Consider the following 14598-nt stretch of genomic DNA (forward strand, 5'->3'; position numbering starts at 1 on the left):
GGGCCGGGCTGTCGCCCCGGGGGGGGCTCGCCGCCCGGCCGCCCCCCGGAGCCCCGGCGCCGCCGGGGGGGGGGGCCGGCGCGCCCGGGGCGCCGGGGGCGGGGCGGACGACGGGGGTTCGGCGTCCTCCGGAGGACCGGAATCGGGCAGTTGGAACAGGTACCGGACGAACCCCCCGCCCGACTCGTTGTCCTCCGCTCCGGGCCACTGCCCGGCGCAGTCCATGCCCACCACCTCACGGCCCGATCCGTCGGCCTCCTCCACCAGGGCCCAGAGGCTCACCGGGTAGCACCGGGTCACCTCGGGGCCGACCTGCCAGCGGGAGTACCAGCCGGGACGGGCCGGGACGATCTCCACGATCCTCTTCATGACGACCTACCCTTCCGCGTGCCTCGGAAGACCTCCGGTCGTCCCGATGGTCCGTCCCGCGCGGGTGAGCACCCCTCACCCCACGGGAGTGAAGCCGGGGCAGGTCTGAATGAAGCAGGGACGCAGGGCGTCACCGACGCCCGCCCGCGTCCCGTGCCCCCGGCTCAGCGGGTGTGCACCGGCACCTCGGGCGAGGAACTCTCCAACGGCACGGCGTGGGCCGGAACCAGACCGAGCTGCGTCGCCGGGCGGGGCAGCGCGGCGTCGAGCACCCAGTCGGCGCTCACCCGCGCCCGGTTGCCGGGCATCGCCAGCAGGTGGTAGCCCCGGGTGACCGCCTTGGCGGCCAGCCCCGACAGCGACAGCTTCAGCGGGTTCGCCGCCGCGTCCTTTCCTCCCAGGTCGACCACCCAGCCCAGGTCGTGGTGCTGGTACGGGCGACGCCTGCCGCGCCCGTAGGAGGCGGCGATGTTGTGCGCCGCGAGCTTGCCCTGCCGTTGCGCGTGCTGGGCGGTCATCGTGCAGAGCTGCCCGGGCCGGGTCAGGTCCGGCACGGCGGCGGCGTCGCCGCAGGCGTACACCTCGGGGAAGCCGGGGACGTTGAGGTACTCGTCGACCACCAGCCGGCCCTTCTCGGTACGCAGGCCCAACTCGGCCACGAACGGGTCGGGGCGTACCCCGACGCACCAGGCCAGCGTGCAGGTCGGGACGTACTCGCCGTCGGTGAGGTGCACCCCGTCGGCGGTGGCCTCGGCGACCGAGGTGCCCATCCGCACGTCGACCCCCCGACGGCGCAGCACCCGGTCGGCGGTCCGCGACATCCGCTCGTCCAGCTCCGGCAGCACCCGGGCGGCGACGTCCAGCAGCATCCACCGGGGCCGGACGGTCAGCCGGGGGCGTTGGGCGTGCAGCGCGTCGGTGAACAGTTGCCCGTGCGCGGCGACCTCGGTGCCGGTGTAGCCCGCGCCCACCACGACGAAGGTGGCCCGGGCCTGCTGCTCGGCCGGGTCCTGCGCCTGTTCGGCCAGCTCGATCTGGCGGACCACGTGGTCGTGCAGGTAGACCGCCTCGGGCAGGCCCCGGAAACCGTGGGCGTACTCGGTCACCCCGGGGATGGGCAGCAGCTTGTTGACGCTGCCGACGCAGAGCACCAGCCGGTCGTAGGCGAGCTGGCCCCGCTCCCCCTCCGGGTTGGTGAAACCGACCCAGCGGTGGCGCAGGTCGACCCGGTCGGCCTCGCCGACGACCACCCGGACCCCGGGCAGGGTGCCGGTCAGCGGGACCGAGATGCGGGTGGGTTCGACCACCCCGGCGGCCACCTCGGGCAACAGCGGCAGGTAGAGGAAGTAGTCGGTCGAGTTCAGCAGCACGATCTCGGCCCGTCCGCCGGCCAGCCGACGCAACGTCTTCGCCGCGTGGTAACCGGCGAAACCGGCGCCCACGATCACCACACGAGGTTTCGTCATGTCCGCTCCCTTCCCGGCGGTCAGCGCGACAAACGTGTCGGGTCGCCCCGGCACCGCCGGGGCGGCCGACGAGGGCGTCGCGGGCCATTTGATACATCAGTGACGGGCTCCCGACTGTAGTCACACCGCGTAGCCGACACCGTTGCTTTCGGCGTGCCTTCCGCCCACGCTGAGTTCCTGTTCGACCACCACCAATCGGAGGGACAGATGAGACTTCGCCGTGTCGTCGCCGTCGCACTGGCCGCCCTGGTGGCGGCCGTGGGGCTCGCGCCGACCGCACCCGCCGCGGCGGCCACCGCGGACCGCTGGGGTTTCGCCTACGTCGACAACCCCACCGTCACCAGCTGGACCGTGCTGGACACCACCCGGCAGTGGGGCACCTGGAAGGCCGCGTTCCCGGCCGCCTGGGCCACCGGCATCAAGCTCGCCCCGGGCCGGTTCCAGGTGCGCTTCCCGCAGATCGGCGCCGGTGCGCGCGGGGTGCCGCACGTGACCCCGGTCGACCGCGCCGGGCACTACTGCACCGTGGTGCGCTGGTTCCAGTCGGGCACCGACGAGATCGTCGACGTGCAGTGCTTCGCCCCCGGCGGCACCCGCGACGACAGCCGGTTCACCGTGCTGTGGACCGCCAGCTCCGGGGTGCTGCCGGCCGGCACCGCACACGCCTACGTCCAGGGCGGGGTCAGCGGCCTGGTCCAGTCGTACGTGTCGACCGGGGCCCCCGCCGCGCTGGCCCCGGTCGGCGTCGGACAGTGGTCGGTGAAGCTGCCCGGGGTCGGGCTGGCCGGGGTGCTGGCCGGCAACGTGCAGGCCACCGCCGTCCAGCCGAACGCCGGCCCGCGCCGGTGCACCGTCGCCCGCTGGGGCGCCTCCGGCACCGACGTGCTGGTCTACGTGTTCTGCTTCGACCAGGCCGGCGCGCCGGTGAACACCGACTTCACCCTCTCCTACCACCGGGGACGGTCGGTGGTCGGGTCGCTGGCCCCGCCGAAGTTCTTCGGTCACCTGGCCAGCGCGGCGGGCGGCCCCACCAACGACAACTCCCAGCTCGGGGTGGGCGTCAACACCATCGCGCCGCTCGCGCCGGTCGGCCGCTACCTGGTCACCTTCAAGCAGCTCGGGCAGAAGGAGACGCACGCCCAGGTCACCGCGCAGGGCACCGGGCCGAACTACTGCAACCTGACCCAGCCGTGGTCGTACGCGGTGGACGCCCCGGTGGACGTGATCTGCTTCGACAACACGGGCACTCCCGCGCCGAACCAGGTGCTGGTCGCCTTCACCTCCCGGATCTGAGCCGGGCGGCACCGCCCGCCGGTCGGCCCGGCGGGCGGTGCCGCGTGGACGGTCCGGACCGCCGTCCGGCGACCCGTCGGCACCGCCGGGCGACCATCCCGTACGCGGGACCCTCCGTGATCTCCACCGGTGGGTGCGGTCGGCTAGCGTTGTCGGACCGTCGCGTCCGACGGCCGAGACACGAGCGACACGAAGGTGAACCGATGGGTCCGAAGGCGAGCATCCGGGACGTCGCCGCCGCCGCGGGTGTCTCGGTGACCACCGTGTCCCACGTGTTGAACAACAAGTCCGGCACCCGGGTCAGCGCCCAGACCCGGGAGCGGGTCGAGACGGTCGCCCGTCAGCTCGGTTACGCGGCGAACGGGCTGGCCCGGGGGCTGCGGCTGCAACGGTCGTACGCCCTGGGGTTGCTCGGTGACGTCGTCGCGGCCACCGGCCAGGCCGGGCGGCTCGTCCTGGGCGCGCAGGAGACCGCGTCGGCGCGCGGATGGGTGCTGCTGCTCACCACCGGCCGTGACCCCGAGGTGGAACGGCGGGAGATCCGGGCCCTGGCGCGGCACCGGGTCGACGGCGTGCTCTACGCGACCATGGACCACCGGGTGGTGCGGGTCCCCGACGAGCTGCGCCCGATGCCGGTGGTGCTGCTCAACGCCCGCAGCGCCGACGCCACGCTCCCCTCGGTGGTGCCGGACGAGCGTGGCGGCGCCGCCACGGCGGTACGGGAGCTGCTCGCCCACGGGCACCGGCGGATCGGTTTCGTCACCACCGTCGACGACGTCCCCGCCGCCCGGGGTCGGCTGCTCGGCTACCGGGAGGCGCTGTGGGCGGCCGGGGTGCCGTACCGGCCGGAACTGGTGCGCGCCGACGTCGGCGACCCCGCCGGTGGGCACCGTGCGGCCCGCGCCCTGCTCGGTTCGGCCGACCGGCCGACGGCGCTGTTCTGTTTCACCGACGCGATGGCGATGGGTGTCTACCGGGCGGCGGCCGAACTCGGCCTGCGGGTCCCGCAGGAGCTCTCGGTGGTCGGCTGCGCCAACCAGGAGGTCATCGCCGACGGGCTGTTCCCCGCCCTGACCAGTGTGGCGTTGCCGCACCACGGGATGGGCACCTGGGCGGTCGAGACCATGGTGGAGCTGCTCGACCGGCCGAAGGGCGCCCGCCGTCGGGTGGCCCGGCACGTCGCCCTGCCGTGTCCGCTGGTGCGTCGGGCGTCGGTCGCCGCCGCACCGCACTGATCAGCGCAGGGACGGCGGCCCGGTCGGCGGCATCGGCACCTGGAGGTAGGTGGCGCCGCGCAGGTCCAGCCACGCCCGGTCGGGGGCCCGGACCAGCCGCAGCATCACCTCGGCGCAGGCCGGGCAGCGACCCACCAGCCCGGGGGCGTGGGCGTAGACGCGCAGGCCGGCCATCGGGCCGACCATGCCGCAGGACGCGCACCGCCCGGTCGCCCCGCTCAGGTCCACGGCGAACAGCTCGCGCAGTGGCCCGTCGAGCATGTTGCCGTCCAGGTAGGACATCTCGGTCATTGGAACTCCTCGCCGGTCAGCCGGTGGGCCCGAACCGTTCGGTGCGGACCCGCCGGGTCGGGTGGCCCAGCCCCACCAGCAGGTCCGCGACGGTCTCCACGAAGCCGGTCGGGCCGCAGACGTAACAGAGCGGCTCCAGGTCCGCCGGCCAGCCGTGGGTGTTCACGTCGGCCAGCCCGATCCGGTGCGGCTCGCCCCGCCAGCCGTCGGGGGCCTCGCGGGTGTAGACGTAGCTGACGTCGAGGCCGAGGTCGTCGCGGGCGCGGGTGCGCAGCTCGTCGGCGTAGATCACGTCCGCCGGGGTGCGGACCGAGTAGATCAGCCGGAACGGCGCACGGTTGCCGGCCGCCCGGCGGGCCCGCACCATCGCCATCAGCGGCACCACCCCGGAGCCGCCGGCGACCAGCAGCACCGGCGCGGTCTGCTCGGGTCGCCAGACGAACCAGCCGCCGACCGGGCCGCGCACCTCCACCGGGTCCCCCTCGGCCCAGGTGTCGGTCAGGTACGGCGACACCTCGCCGTCGGGCACCCGCTGCACGGTCAGCGCGATCCGGTCGCCGTCGGCCGGCCCGGCAAGCGAGTACGAGCGGGCCGCCTGGTAGCCGTCGGGGGCGGTGAGCCGGACGTCGACGTGCTGCCCCGGCAGGTGTCCCGGCCAGTCGGGCACGGACAGCACGAGGGTCTGCGCGGTGGGCGTCTCGACCCGGCGCTGCGCCAGCCGGGCCACCCGCCAGCCCAGCGGCGTCGCCGGCCGGCCACCCGCCGCGGTCACCTCAGTCGCCCTGGTAGCGCTGCTCGCGCCACGGGTCGCCGTAGTCGTGGTAGCCGGCGGTCTCCCAGAAACCGGGTTCGTCCTCGACGGTCAGCCGCAGGCCGCGTACCCACTTGGCGGACTTCCAGAAGTAGAGGTGCGGCACCAGCAGCCGGGCCGGGCCGCCGTGTTCGGCGGGCAACGGTTCGCCGTCGTAGCCGTGCACCACCCAGGCCTGCCCGTCGCGCAGGTCGTCCAGCGGCAGGTTGGTGGTGTAGCCGCCGTACGAGTGGGCCTGGGCGTAGTCGGCGGCGGTGTCCACGCCGTCGAGCAGCACGTCCAGCGAGACACCCTGCCAGCTGGTGCCGAACATCGACCACCGGGTGACGCAGTGGATGTCCACCGTGGGGGTCTCCTGGGTCAGTTCCATCAGCTCTGCCCAGGACCAGCGGACCTCGTCGCCGGTCTCGGTGCTGAGGACGAACTCCCACCGGTCCAGCGGGACCCGGGGGGTCGGCCCGGCGGACAGCACCGGGAAGTCCTCGGTCAGGTACTGCCCCGGCGGCAGGGCCGGGTCGCTCGTCCGACGGCGGCCCTGGAAGCCCGGTGACACGATTCCCACCCGTCAGTCCTACCACCGCAGGGGGCGTGGGCGGGAGGGTTCCGGCGGACCGGGCCGCGACCGGCGGCGGCCCCGTCGCCCGACGCCGCCGGTCGCGTACGGTCAGTGCTTGTCGACGACCACCTCGGCGTCACCGGGCTCCCGGTCGCGGGTGGCCCGCAGGCTGGTGAGGGTGACCACGACCAGGACGCCGATGATGACCCCGAGCGAGGCGAGCGTGGGGATCTCCGGCACGCCCGGCCAGATGCCGTGCGCCCAGTGCAGGCCGAGCTTGACGCCGATGAAGGCCAGGATGATCGCCAGACCGTAGCTGAGGTGCACCAGGCGGCTGAGCGCGGCGTGCAGCACGAAGTAGAGCGCCCGCAGCCCGAGCAGGGCGAAGGCGTTGGTGGCGAAGACGAGGTAGGGGTCCTCGGTGATGCCGTAGACGGCGGGCACCGAGTCGACCGCGAAGACGATGTCGGTGGCGAGCACCGCGACCACCACCAGGGCGAACGGGGTGAGCGCCCGCCGGCCGTGCTGCCGGATCGTCATCCGGGTGCCGTGGTACTCCTCGACCACCGGCATGAACCGGCGCAGCAGCCGCACCGACCGCATCTTGTTGATGTCCACCTCCTGCTCGTGCCCGGAGAGGGCGTCGCGCAGCAGCTTGACGGCGGTGGCGATGAGGATGATGGCGAAGATCAGGAACGCGAAGTCGAGGGTCTGCAACGCCGCCGCGCCGAGGGCGATGAAGACCGCGCGGAGCACCAGCGCGCCGGCGATGCCGTAGAGCAGCACCCGCTGGGCGAGCACGGCCGGTACCGCGAAGGCGGCCAGCAGCAGCATGAACACGAAGAGGTTGTCGACCGACAGCGACTTCTCGACCAGGTAGCCGGTCAGGTACTCGACGCCCTGCTGGGAGCCGAAGCGGTACCAGACCCAGCCGCCGAAGGCCAACGGCAGCGCGATGTAGAACGCCGACCAGCCCAGCGCCTCCCGGATCGACACCTCGTGCGGGCGTCGGGTGACCAGGAAGTCGAGGACCAGCAGGGCGAGCACGCCGACGATGGTCACCGCCCACAGGGTGGGGGTGCCGACCGACGACAACCCACCGGCAGCAAAGTACGACAGATCGGTCATGGAGCCTCCTCGAACACCGTGCCATGTTCGAGGTCTCCTTCACCCACGTTCGCCGTGGGCAACCACCCGAGGCGCACCCGGGGCGCGCCGTACTGACCGGAATGGTTCGTGGGAAGTACTCCCCTCGTGCGGACCAGGTTAGGCCAGGTCCGGACGACTCGCCAAGTCAGGGCGGACTCCCGTTCCGGGCGTGGTTGCCCTGGTCAACGGCTGGGTGCCCCGACCCGCCGCCCCCATGCCCGGCCGGTTGGGTCAGGCCCGGCGCCCGGTGGCCATGCCGGGGGCGAGCGCGGGCTCCACCAGGTCGCGGTAGTCGCGGGGCAGCCGGGTCACCAGACCGTCGAACTCGCCGCCGCTGACCGCCTCGTGGACGGTGCCGAAGACCACCCGCACCACGTCCCGGGCGGCCGGCTCGTCCAGCTCGGCCCGCCGCGCCACCCGGGCGACGAACTCGGCCGCGCCGAACTGCTCGGCCGCCTCCGAGCCGGGGCCGGGACGCAGCGCCAGCCGCAACGGCGCGGGCAGCTGCGTCGCCAGGTCGAGCACCTCACCCCCGGTCAACCGTTCGGCGAGGGTCGACAGCGTCGCGTGGACCAGCACCACCGCCCGCTCCGGGTCGGTACGGACCCGCCGGGCCACCTGGTCGACGAAGGTGTCGTAGTTCATGCGGGGCTCCCTTCGACATGAGGCGGCCCGGTTACCCGCCGGGACGCCCCGGAAACGACGCCGCCCGCCCCGCTTTTCCGCGCCGGCTGCGCGTGACCGGCCGCCGGACGGGTAACCGCCGCCGATCGTGACCGGATCGAGGCGGCGAGGAGGCCCACCGATGGCCAGTCGGACCGAAGTCCTGCGGTACCTGTCCAGCCTGGACTACCCGGCGGCGAAGGACGCCGTGGTGCGTCAGGCCGAACGGGAGGGCGCACCGCCGGACGTGCTGCGGGCGTTGCGGGCGCTGCCGCCCGTGGACTACGCCAACGACGCGGAGGTGGCCCGCTCGGCCCGGATCGACCCCGCCCCCGAGGTCGACCCCACCCGGCGGGCGCAGCAGGCGAGGGAGAAACAGCACCAGCGGGTCGCACAGCACCTGCGGAGCATCTGACCCCGGACAGGCGGGCGCCCCGGGTCGCGAACCGCGACCTGGGGCGCACGCGTGCCTGTTCACCGGCGAACCGCCGGGCGGCCACCCGAACCGGGTGGGCATCGCTGCCACGATCATCGTAGGCCACGCCATCACCCGTACGGCTGATTTTGGAAATACTGTGGGCGAGCACACCACGGGCCGGGTCAACCGTGCAGGTCACCCCGCCGGTCCCGGGCCTTCAACCGGACGGTCGGCAGTTGCGGGGCGGGCAGCGGCGGGGCCGCGTCGTCGGTGACCCGCCCGAACCGCCGGCCGGCCATCCAGTCCGCCCGGGCGGTGGCCACCTCCTCGTGCGAGCGGCCGACGAAGTTCCACCACATGACCAGGGGCTCGTCGAACGGCTCGCCGCCGAACAGCATCAGCCGGCTACCCGGCTCGGCGGTCAACTCCACCCCGTCCCGCCCGGTGCCGAGGTAGAGCAGCGCGCCGGGCTCCAACGACACACCGTCCACCCGGGCCCGACCGGACATCGCCAGCAGCGCGTACTCGAAGCGGGGTCGCAGTCGCGGCGTCGCCGGGGCCGGGCCGTGCGCCGCCAGTTGCACGCCGAGCAGCGGGGTGTGCACCACCGCCGGGGACGCCTCGCCCGCCAGCTCGCCGACGAGCAGGGTGTGCTCCCAGTCGCCGGAGCGCCAGCGGGGCAGGTCGGCGTGGTGGGCGAAGCCGGCGGCACCGGCGCGCGCCGGGTCGGGCAGCGCCACCCACAGCTGCACCCCGTGCATCAGCGGCGGACGGGTGGCCGGGGACCGCTCGGAGTGGGCGATGCCGTGCCCGGAGGTCATCACGTTGAGCTGGCCGGGGCGGATCGGCTGGACGTTGCCGAGGCTGTCCCGGTGCACGATCTCGCCGTCGAGCAGCCAGGTCACCGTCTGCAGGCCGGTGTGCGGGTGCGGGGGCACCTCCATGCCGGGACGCTGCGCCACGTCGTCCGGGCCGAAGTGGTCGACGAAGCACCACGCCCCGACCATCCGGCGGGCCCGCTGCGGCAGCAGCCGGCGCACGGTGGTGTACCGGCCCAGCGGCACGTCGTGGCCGGGCAGCAGCACACTGCCCGGGTCCTCGGCGGCGACGCCGGGTGGTCGGGTCTGCGCCGGCAACGATTCGGTACGGTCCACCACCCGACTCTATGCCGGCCGGCCCGCCACCGGTCCGGCCCCGGACGGTTCAGTCCTCGACGACGGTGACCGTGTTCGCCCCGGCGACCAGGTCGAGGTAGAGCCGGTCGGGTGACCGGTCCCAGTTCGGCGAGCCCACCGTCGCGCCCCGGGCCAACCCGTCGCGCCGGTCGCCGTACCAGACGACGCTGCCCGCGCCGGAAGCGGCGCGGACCCGGACCGGGGGGCCGTCGGGCGCGTGGACGACGAACTGGTTGACCCCACCGGTCATCCGGACGGTGCGGGTGCCGGTGGTCGGCGGCAGCCGCAGGTCGATCCGGGCCGCGCCGCCGATCAGCTCCACCCCGGACAGCCGCGCGCCGGTGAGGTCGAGAACGTGGTCGCTGACCCCGCCGACCAGCCGCAGCCGCCAGGTCAGCCGCTCGTTGAGCGTCACGTCGACGACGCCCCGGCCGGGCCGGTCCCGGCGGGTCACCCGCAACTGCACCCGGTCGCCTGCGACCTCGGGCCGGGGGGTGAGTCCGGCGTCGGCCGGGCTGCTGATCCGGTACAGGTCGGCGCCGAGGTCGGCGGTGCGCAGCCGGAACGAGGTCACCCCGTCCAGCAGCTCGAAGGTGGCCCGGCGCAGCCCGTCGACCGGCGCGGTCAGGGTCCGCTCGGCGGCCTCGGCGGCACCCGCGCCGCCGGGATCGGCGGTCGCCGGCGCCGGGGGCGCGGCGCGGTCACCGGAGGAGACGATCCCCAGCCGCTCGGGGTTCGCCATGGTCACCACCACCGCGATCGCACCGAGCGCGACCACCAGCACCGCGGCGGCCGCCAGCAGCCGCGCGCCGCGGGGCCAGGGGGAGCGGTACTCCGGTTCCCCCGTCGCCTCGACCGGTTCCCCGGTCACCTCGATCACCGGCTCGAAGACCGGTCGCCGTTCCTCCGTCGTCGGACGGTGCTCCTGCCCCGGCTCCACCATCGCGCCTCCCCTGTCCCGGTCCCCGCACAGCAGTACGGCCCGGCCACCGCAACGGATCATTCCGGTCGGACCGGGACCGCGCGCCGGGCCCGGGGCGCCGTCAGTCGGTGTCGCGTCCCCAGAGTCCGCCCCGGTAGACGGTCCCCCGGTAGGGCGCGCCGTCGGCGACGTCCGGCTGCCCCGCGACGTCATTCCGGGGTGCGGCGTCGGCGGACCAGGCGTCGGTGGTCGGGGCGGCGGCGCGGGCGGCACGCGCCCGGCGGACCCGGCTCACCACGAACCAGCCGGCGGCGGCGACGCAGACCACGATGACGACCTTCTGGAACGACCCGACGTACTCCTCGACGACGTGCCAGTTGTCGCCGAGCAGGAACCCCGCCATCACGAAGGTGGTGTTCCAGATCAGGCTGCCCAGCGTGGTGTAGAGCAGGAACGTCATGATCGGCATCCGCTCCACCCCCGCCGGGATGGAGATCAGGCTGCGGAAGATGGGGATCATCCGGCCGAAGAACACCGCCTTGACGCCGTGCTTGAGGAACCACGCCTCGGTGCGGTCCACGTCGCTCAGCTTCACCAGCGGCAGGCGGGCCGCGATGGCCCGCATCCGGTCGCGTCCCAGCGCCGCGCCGATGCCGTAGAGCACCCACGCGCCGACCACGGACCCGAGGGTCGTCCAGAGGATCGCCGAGACCAGGCTGATCCGCCCCTGGGCGGCGGCGAAGCCGGCCAGCGGCAGGATCACCTCGCTGGGGATCGGCGGGAAGAGGTTCTCCAGCGCCACCGCCAGCCCCGCGCCGGGCCCGCCGAGCCGCTCCACCAGACCGGTGACGAACCCCACCGGCCCGTCCGAGGGGGGCTCGGCGGAGACGACCGTGCGGGGGCTGAGCGCCAGGGAGCGTGGGATCATCCGACAAAGTTACGAGCCGGACGACGAATCGACCACGCGCGGCGGCGACATCCGCCGGTACGCTGGGTCGGTGCCCGGACGACTGACCGAACTGTGGCGGTATCCGGTCAAGTCGATGCTGGGGGAAGCGCTGTCCGACGCCACGGTGGACGGTCGGGGCGTGGCCGGGGACCGCCGGCTCGCCGTGCTCGACCACGACACCGGCCGGGTGGGCAGCGCGAAGCGGCCCCGACGGTGGGCGGCCCTGCTCGGCGTCCGCGCCACCGGCGACGCCCCCGACCGGGTACGCCTCGCCCTCCCCGACGGCACCGTCCTCGACCATCCCGACGCCGGCCTGGACGCCGCACTGTCCCGGCTGCTCGGCCGGGACGTCACGCTGACCGACGCGGTGCCCGCCGACGCCCTGCTGGACCGGGCCGACCCGGACGCGGTGCTGGCCGAGGGGGCCGACGCGGACGTGCCGGTGACCGGCAACCCGCTCGGTGGCGTCGCCCCGCCGGGCAGCCTGGTCGACTTCGCGCCGGTGCACCTGCTCACCACGGCCAGCCTGGACGCGCTCGACCTGCCCCGGGAGGCGGTGCCGCGCTACCGGCCCAACCTGGTGGTCGCGACCGACGCCCGGGGTTTCGTGGAGAACGACTGGGTGGGTCGGGAACTGCGGATCGGCGCGGAGGTGGTGCTGCGGGTGCTCGCGCCGACCCCCCGTTGCGCGGTGCCCACCCTGGCCCACGGCCCGCTCCCCCGTGCCCCGCAGGCGCTGCGCCGGCCGGCGGAACGCAACCGGGTGGTCCCGCTGCCGGGCCTGGGGCCGCAGCCCTGTGTCGGGGCGTACGCGGTGGTGGTGCGGGGCGGCCGGGTGGCCGTCGGGGACCGGGTGGAGCCGGCCTGACCGCACGGGGTGCCCGGCCGCGCACGGACGGCCGGGCTCCGCCTCAGGGCAGGCGGCCGACCGCGCCGTACACGCTGACCTCGTCGACGGTGGGTCGGGGCTGCGGTTCGGCCTCGGCCCGCCACTGCGCCACCGAGGCGATGCCGGGGGCGACGAGGTCGAGGCCGTCGAAGAAGCGGGCGAACTCGTCCCGGCTGCGCAGGTTGATCATCCCGGGTGGGGTGCCGTTACGGTTGCCCGCCCGTGCCTCCTCGGCCACGGCGGGTGGCAGGTAGTCGTAGGTGGCGTGTGACGCGGCCAGGTAGCTGCCCGGCGGCAGCGCCGCGAGCAACCGGCCGACCACCCCGTACGGCTCCTCGGTCTCCGTCACGAAGTGCAGGATGGCCACCAGCATCAGGGCGACCGGCTGGTCCAGGTCGAGGGTGCGGCGTAGTTCGGGGTGGTGCAGGATCTTCTCGGGTTCCCGCAGGTCGGCGTCGATGTAGGCGGTGGCGCCTTCGGCCGAGCTGGTCAGCAGCGCCCGGGCGTGGGCCAGCACGATCGGGTCGTTGTCGACGTAGACCACCCGGGCCTGCGGGGTGATCGCCTGGGCCACGTCGTGGGTGTTGTCGGCCGTGGGGATGCCGGTGCCGATGTCCAGGAACTGCCGTACACCGGCCTCGCCGGCCAGGTAGGCGACCGCGCGTCGCAGGAATCGGCGGTTCTCCAGGGCGGCGGTACGCACGGTCGGGAAGGCCGCCGCCATCGCGTCGCCGGAGTCCCGGTCGGCCTGGAAGTTGTCCTTGCCACCCAGCCAGTAGTTGTAGCGGCGGGCCGGGTGGGCGACCGAGGTGTCGATCCGGTCACTGGGGTGCGGGGCGGCGCCCGTCGGGGCATCGGCGGTCACAGGGTCCTCCATGACTCCGCGCCATCCGGTCGTCGATGGCGTCCGTCCACTGTCTCCGGTCGATCATCGTAGTGGCCGCCCTGGTGGGGCCGGCGACCCGGTGCGGCCGTCACTGCGGGTACAGCTCGTCACGCAGTCGGGTGAGCACCTCGGGGGTCTGCTCCGGCGGGGTGGCCTCGACGCAGAGCCGCTCCATCGCGGCGGCGTAGTAGTCCAGGTCCTCCCGCTTGTCGAGGTAGAGGGCGCTGGTCAACTGCTCGATGTAGACGATGTCGGGCAGGTCGTCGTCGCCGAAGCGCAGGATGGTGAAGGCCCCGCCGGCGGCGGCGTGGCCACCGGCGTCGAACGGGATGATCTGCAGCCGGACGTGCGACGAGCGGGTCGCCTCGATCAGCGCGGTCAACTGCCCGTGCATCACCTGCGGGCCGCCGATCGGCCGGCGCAGGGCGGCCTCGTCGATCACCGCCCACAGCTGCGGCGGGTCGGCCCGGTCCAGCACCTGCTGGCGCTGGATGCGCAGCTCCACCCGCCGGTCGACCTCCTCGACGGCGGCGCCCCGGTGTCCGAGCAGGACCACCGACCGGGCGTACTCCGGGGTCTGGAGCAGGCCGGGCACGAACTGCACCTCGTAGCTGCGGATCAGCGCGGCAGCGGCCTCCAGGCCCAGGTAGGACTGGAACCAGCCGGGCAGGACGTCGCCGTAGCGGTGCCACCAGCCGGGGCTGTTGGCGTCGCGGGCCAGCTTGAGCAGCGCGTCGCGTTCCTGCACGTCGGTCACCCCGTAGAGGGTGAGCAGGTCGGCGACGTCGCGTTCCTTGAAGCCGACCCGGCCCAGTTCCATCCGACTGATCTTCGACTCCGAGGAGCGGATCTCCCAGCCTGCGCCCTCCCGCGTGACACCCTTGGCCTCCCGCAGCCGGCGCAACTGCGCGCCGAGCAGCATCCGCAACACCGTGGGGCCGGTGGCCGGTCCCCCCTCGGCGGCAACCATCGTCACGTGCCCCGCCCCTCCGCGCATGCCCCTGTATCCGATCGCGGTCCCTGGCCCCCGCCCGACCGACGAGTAAGCATGCCATGAACCGACGGTGAGGTGAACATCCTCCGGACGGATACGGTCCCGTGGGCGGGACCGGCCGGCGTCAGCCGATCAGATGGTCGAAGTCACCGTCGCGGGCACCGAGGACGAAGGCCGTTATCTCGTCCACCGTGTAGATCAGGGCGGGCCCCTCGGGATGACGCGAGTTGCGCACGGCGATGCCGGCCCCGCCGGGCAGTTCGGCCAACTCGACACAGTTGCCGCTGGGGTTGCTGCGGCGGCTCTTCTCCCACCTCAGCGGAGGCAACTGGGTGACAGGGACGCCGTTCTCAGGCTGCTGCATGGATGTCTTTCTGTCGGGGTGCGGAACCACTGTCGCGAGAGGACGTTGCGGTGTCGAAGGAGCGGTGCGACATCAGATCCGGCCGTGCTGCACGTGCATCTGCTATTGCATCTGCTTCGGACAGCGAGCATGATAACGCACGTGGACGGTACTTATCCGTTCACTTTG

The 14598-nt window shown here is 73.9% G+C and carries 17 protein-coding genes; 4 read left to right on the top strand and 13 right to left on the bottom strand.

Annotated features, from left to right (window positions below; genetic code table 11):
- Together ACOJTC_RS26010 and ACOJTC_RS26015 are read right to left on the bottom strand one after the other, a co-directional pair.
- Positions 1-369, bottom strand: a 369-nt coding sequence (locus tag ACOJTC_RS26010; protein WP_420118862.1) for a hypothetical protein, incomplete at its 3' end; no start/stop codon positions are given.
- A gap of 164 nt (positions 370-533) precedes the next feature.
- On the bottom strand, positions 534-1835 hold the full coding sequence (locus ACOJTC_RS26015; RefSeq protein WP_420118863.1) for an NAD(P)/FAD-dependent oxidoreductase: 1302 nt from the start codon (positions 1833-1835) through the stop codon (positions 534-536).
- Positions 1836-2042: 207 nt separating this feature from the next.
- Here ACOJTC_RS26015 and ACOJTC_RS26020 point away from each other — a divergent pair, with 207 nt between their 5' ends.
- Positions 2043-3128 carry a hypothetical protein gene (locus tag ACOJTC_RS26020; RefSeq protein ID WP_420118864.1) on the top strand — a complete coding sequence of 362 codons (1086 nt, stop codon included), beginning with the start codon at positions 2043-2045 and terminating at the stop codon, positions 3126-3128.
- A 203-nt stretch (positions 3129-3331) separates the two neighbouring features.
- On the top strand, positions 3332-4363 hold the full coding sequence (locus tag ACOJTC_RS26025) for a LacI family DNA-binding transcriptional regulator (RefSeq protein WP_420118865.1): 1032 nt from the start codon (positions 3332-3334) through the stop codon (positions 4361-4363).
- Here the strand turns inward: ACOJTC_RS26025 and ACOJTC_RS26030 are convergent, their stop codons facing one another.
- From ACOJTC_RS26030 to ACOJTC_RS26050, 5 genes are all read right to left on the bottom strand, one after another.
- Positions 4364-4654 (bottom strand): DUF6510 family protein, encoded by a 291-nt coding sequence (locus tag ACOJTC_RS26030; RefSeq protein WP_420118866.1) that lies wholly within the window; start codon positions 4652-4654, stop codon positions 4364-4366.
- Positions 4655-4670: 16 nt separating this feature from the next.
- Complete coding sequence (locus ACOJTC_RS26035; RefSeq protein ID WP_420118867.1) at positions 4671-5426, bottom strand: ferredoxin reductase; 756 nt, start codon at positions 5424-5426, stop codon at positions 4671-4673.
- A 1-nt stretch (position 5427) separates the two neighbouring features.
- Positions 5428-6027, bottom strand: a complete 600-nt coding sequence (locus ACOJTC_RS26040; protein ID WP_420118868.1) for a sulfite oxidase-like oxidoreductase — start codon at positions 6025-6027, stop codon at positions 5428-5430.
- A gap of 102 nt (positions 6028-6129) precedes the next feature.
- Complete coding sequence (locus tag ACOJTC_RS26045) at positions 6130-7149, bottom strand: TerC/Alx family metal homeostasis membrane protein (protein WP_204924594.1); 1020 nt, start codon at positions 7147-7149, stop codon at positions 6130-6132.
- A gap of 252 nt (positions 7150-7401) precedes the next feature.
- Positions 7402-7815 (bottom strand): DUF2267 domain-containing protein, encoded by a 414-nt coding sequence (locus ACOJTC_RS26050; RefSeq protein WP_363654450.1) that lies wholly within the window; start codon positions 7813-7815, stop codon positions 7402-7404.
- A 160-nt stretch (positions 7816-7975) separates the two neighbouring features.
- Between ACOJTC_RS26050 and ACOJTC_RS26055 the strand changes: the two genes are divergently transcribed.
- Positions 7976-8248 carry a DUF2795 domain-containing protein gene (locus ACOJTC_RS26055; protein WP_204924596.1) on the top strand — a complete coding sequence of 91 codons (273 nt, stop codon included), beginning with the start codon at positions 7976-7978 and terminating at the stop codon, positions 8246-8248.
- 185 nt (positions 8249-8433) lie between these two features.
- Here the strand turns inward: ACOJTC_RS26055 and ACOJTC_RS26060 are convergent, their stop codons facing one another.
- The 3 genes from ACOJTC_RS26060 to ACOJTC_RS26070 all read right to left on the bottom strand — a co-directional run bounded on the left by ACOJTC_RS26060 (position 8434) and on the right by ACOJTC_RS26070 (position 11276).
- A complete protein-coding gene (locus ACOJTC_RS26060) occupies positions 8434-9405 on the bottom strand; it encodes a pirin family protein (protein ID WP_420118869.1) in 972 nt (323 codons plus the stop codon).
- 49 nt (positions 9406-9454) lie between these two features.
- Positions 9455-10369, bottom strand: coding sequence for a hypothetical protein (locus ACOJTC_RS26065; RefSeq protein ID WP_420118870.1), 915 nt, complete (start codon positions 10367-10369; stop codon positions 9455-9457).
- Between the two features lie 100 nt (positions 10370-10469).
- Entirely contained in the window at positions 10470-11276 is an 807-nt protein-coding gene (locus ACOJTC_RS26070) for a DedA family protein (protein ID WP_420118871.1), read from the bottom strand.
- A gap of 70 nt (positions 11277-11346) precedes the next feature.
- Here ACOJTC_RS26070 and ACOJTC_RS26075 point away from each other — a divergent pair, with 70 nt between their 5' ends.
- On the top strand, positions 11347-12165 hold the full coding sequence (locus ACOJTC_RS26075; protein WP_420118872.1) for an MOSC domain-containing protein: 819 nt from the start codon (positions 11347-11349) through the stop codon (positions 12163-12165).
- Positions 12166-12208: 43 nt separating this feature from the next.
- Here the strand turns inward: ACOJTC_RS26075 and ACOJTC_RS26080 are convergent, their stop codons facing one another.
- The 3 genes from ACOJTC_RS26080 to ACOJTC_RS26090 form a co-directional block, all read right to left on the bottom strand.
- A complete protein-coding gene (locus tag ACOJTC_RS26080) occupies positions 12209-13063 on the bottom strand; it encodes an SAM-dependent methyltransferase (protein ID WP_420118873.1) in 855 nt (284 codons plus the stop codon).
- Positions 13064-13160: 97 nt separating this feature from the next.
- A complete protein-coding gene (locus tag ACOJTC_RS26085) occupies positions 13161-14042 on the bottom strand; it encodes a helix-turn-helix domain-containing protein (RefSeq protein WP_420118881.1) in 882 nt (293 codons plus the stop codon).
- A gap of 148 nt (positions 14043-14190) precedes the next feature.
- Positions 14191-14430 (bottom strand): DUF397 domain-containing protein, encoded by a 240-nt coding sequence (locus ACOJTC_RS26090; RefSeq protein WP_204924601.1) that lies wholly within the window; start codon positions 14428-14430, stop codon positions 14191-14193.
- Between the last annotated feature and the right edge of the window lie 168 nt (positions 14431-14598).

It is taken from the genome of Micromonospora sp., assembly GCF_048594385.1.
GTDB lineage: Bacteria > Actinomycetota > Actinomycetes > Mycobacteriales > Micromonosporaceae > Micromonospora > Micromonospora wenchangensis.

Bases quoted from the DNA above. Each gene is read 5' to 3' on its own strand.
- ACOJTC_RS26025 (WP_420118865.1), top strand. From the start codon at position 3,332: ATGGGTCCGAAGGCGAGCATCCGGGACGTCGCCGCCGCCGCGGGTGTC.
- ACOJTC_RS26055 (WP_204924596.1), top strand. From the start codon at position 7,976: ATGGCCAGTCGGACCGAAGTCCTGCGGTACCTGTCCAGCCTGGACTAC.
- ACOJTC_RS26090 (WP_204924601.1), bottom strand. From the start codon at position 14,430: ATGCAGCAGCCTGAGAACGGCGTCCCTGTCACCCAGTTGCCTCCGCTG.
- ACOJTC_RS26020 (WP_420118864.1), top strand. From the start codon at position 2,043: ATGAGACTTCGCCGTGTCGTCGCCGTCGCACTGGCCGCCCTGGTGGCG.
- ACOJTC_RS26050 (WP_363654450.1), bottom strand. From the start codon at position 7,815: ATGAACTACGACACCTTCGTCGACCAGGTGGCCCGGCGGGTCCGTACC.
- ACOJTC_RS26065 (WP_420118870.1), bottom strand. From the start codon at position 10,369: ATGGTGGAGCCGGGGCAGGAGCACCGTCCGACGACGGAGGAACGGCGA.
- ACOJTC_RS26045 (WP_204924594.1), bottom strand. From the start codon at position 7,149: ATGACCGATCTGTCGTACTTTGCTGCCGGTGGGTTGTCGTCGGTCGGC.
- ACOJTC_RS26015 (WP_420118863.1), bottom strand. From the start codon at position 1,835: ATGACGAAACCTCGTGTGGTGATCGTGGGCGCCGGTTTCGCCGGTTAC.
- ACOJTC_RS26085 (WP_420118881.1), bottom strand. From the start codon at position 14,042: ATGGTTGCCGCCGAGGGGGGACCGGCCACCGGCCCCACGGTGTTGCGG.
- ACOJTC_RS26080 (WP_420118873.1), bottom strand. From the start codon at position 13,063: ATGGAGGACCCTGTGACCGCCGATGCCCCGACGGGCGCCGCCCCGCAC.
- ACOJTC_RS26030 (WP_420118866.1), bottom strand. From the start codon at position 4,654: ATGACCGAGATGTCCTACCTGGACGGCAACATGCTCGACGGGCCACTG.
- ACOJTC_RS26070 (WP_420118871.1), bottom strand. From the start codon at position 11,276: ATGATCCCACGCTCCCTGGCGCTCAGCCCCCGCACGGTCGTCTCCGCC.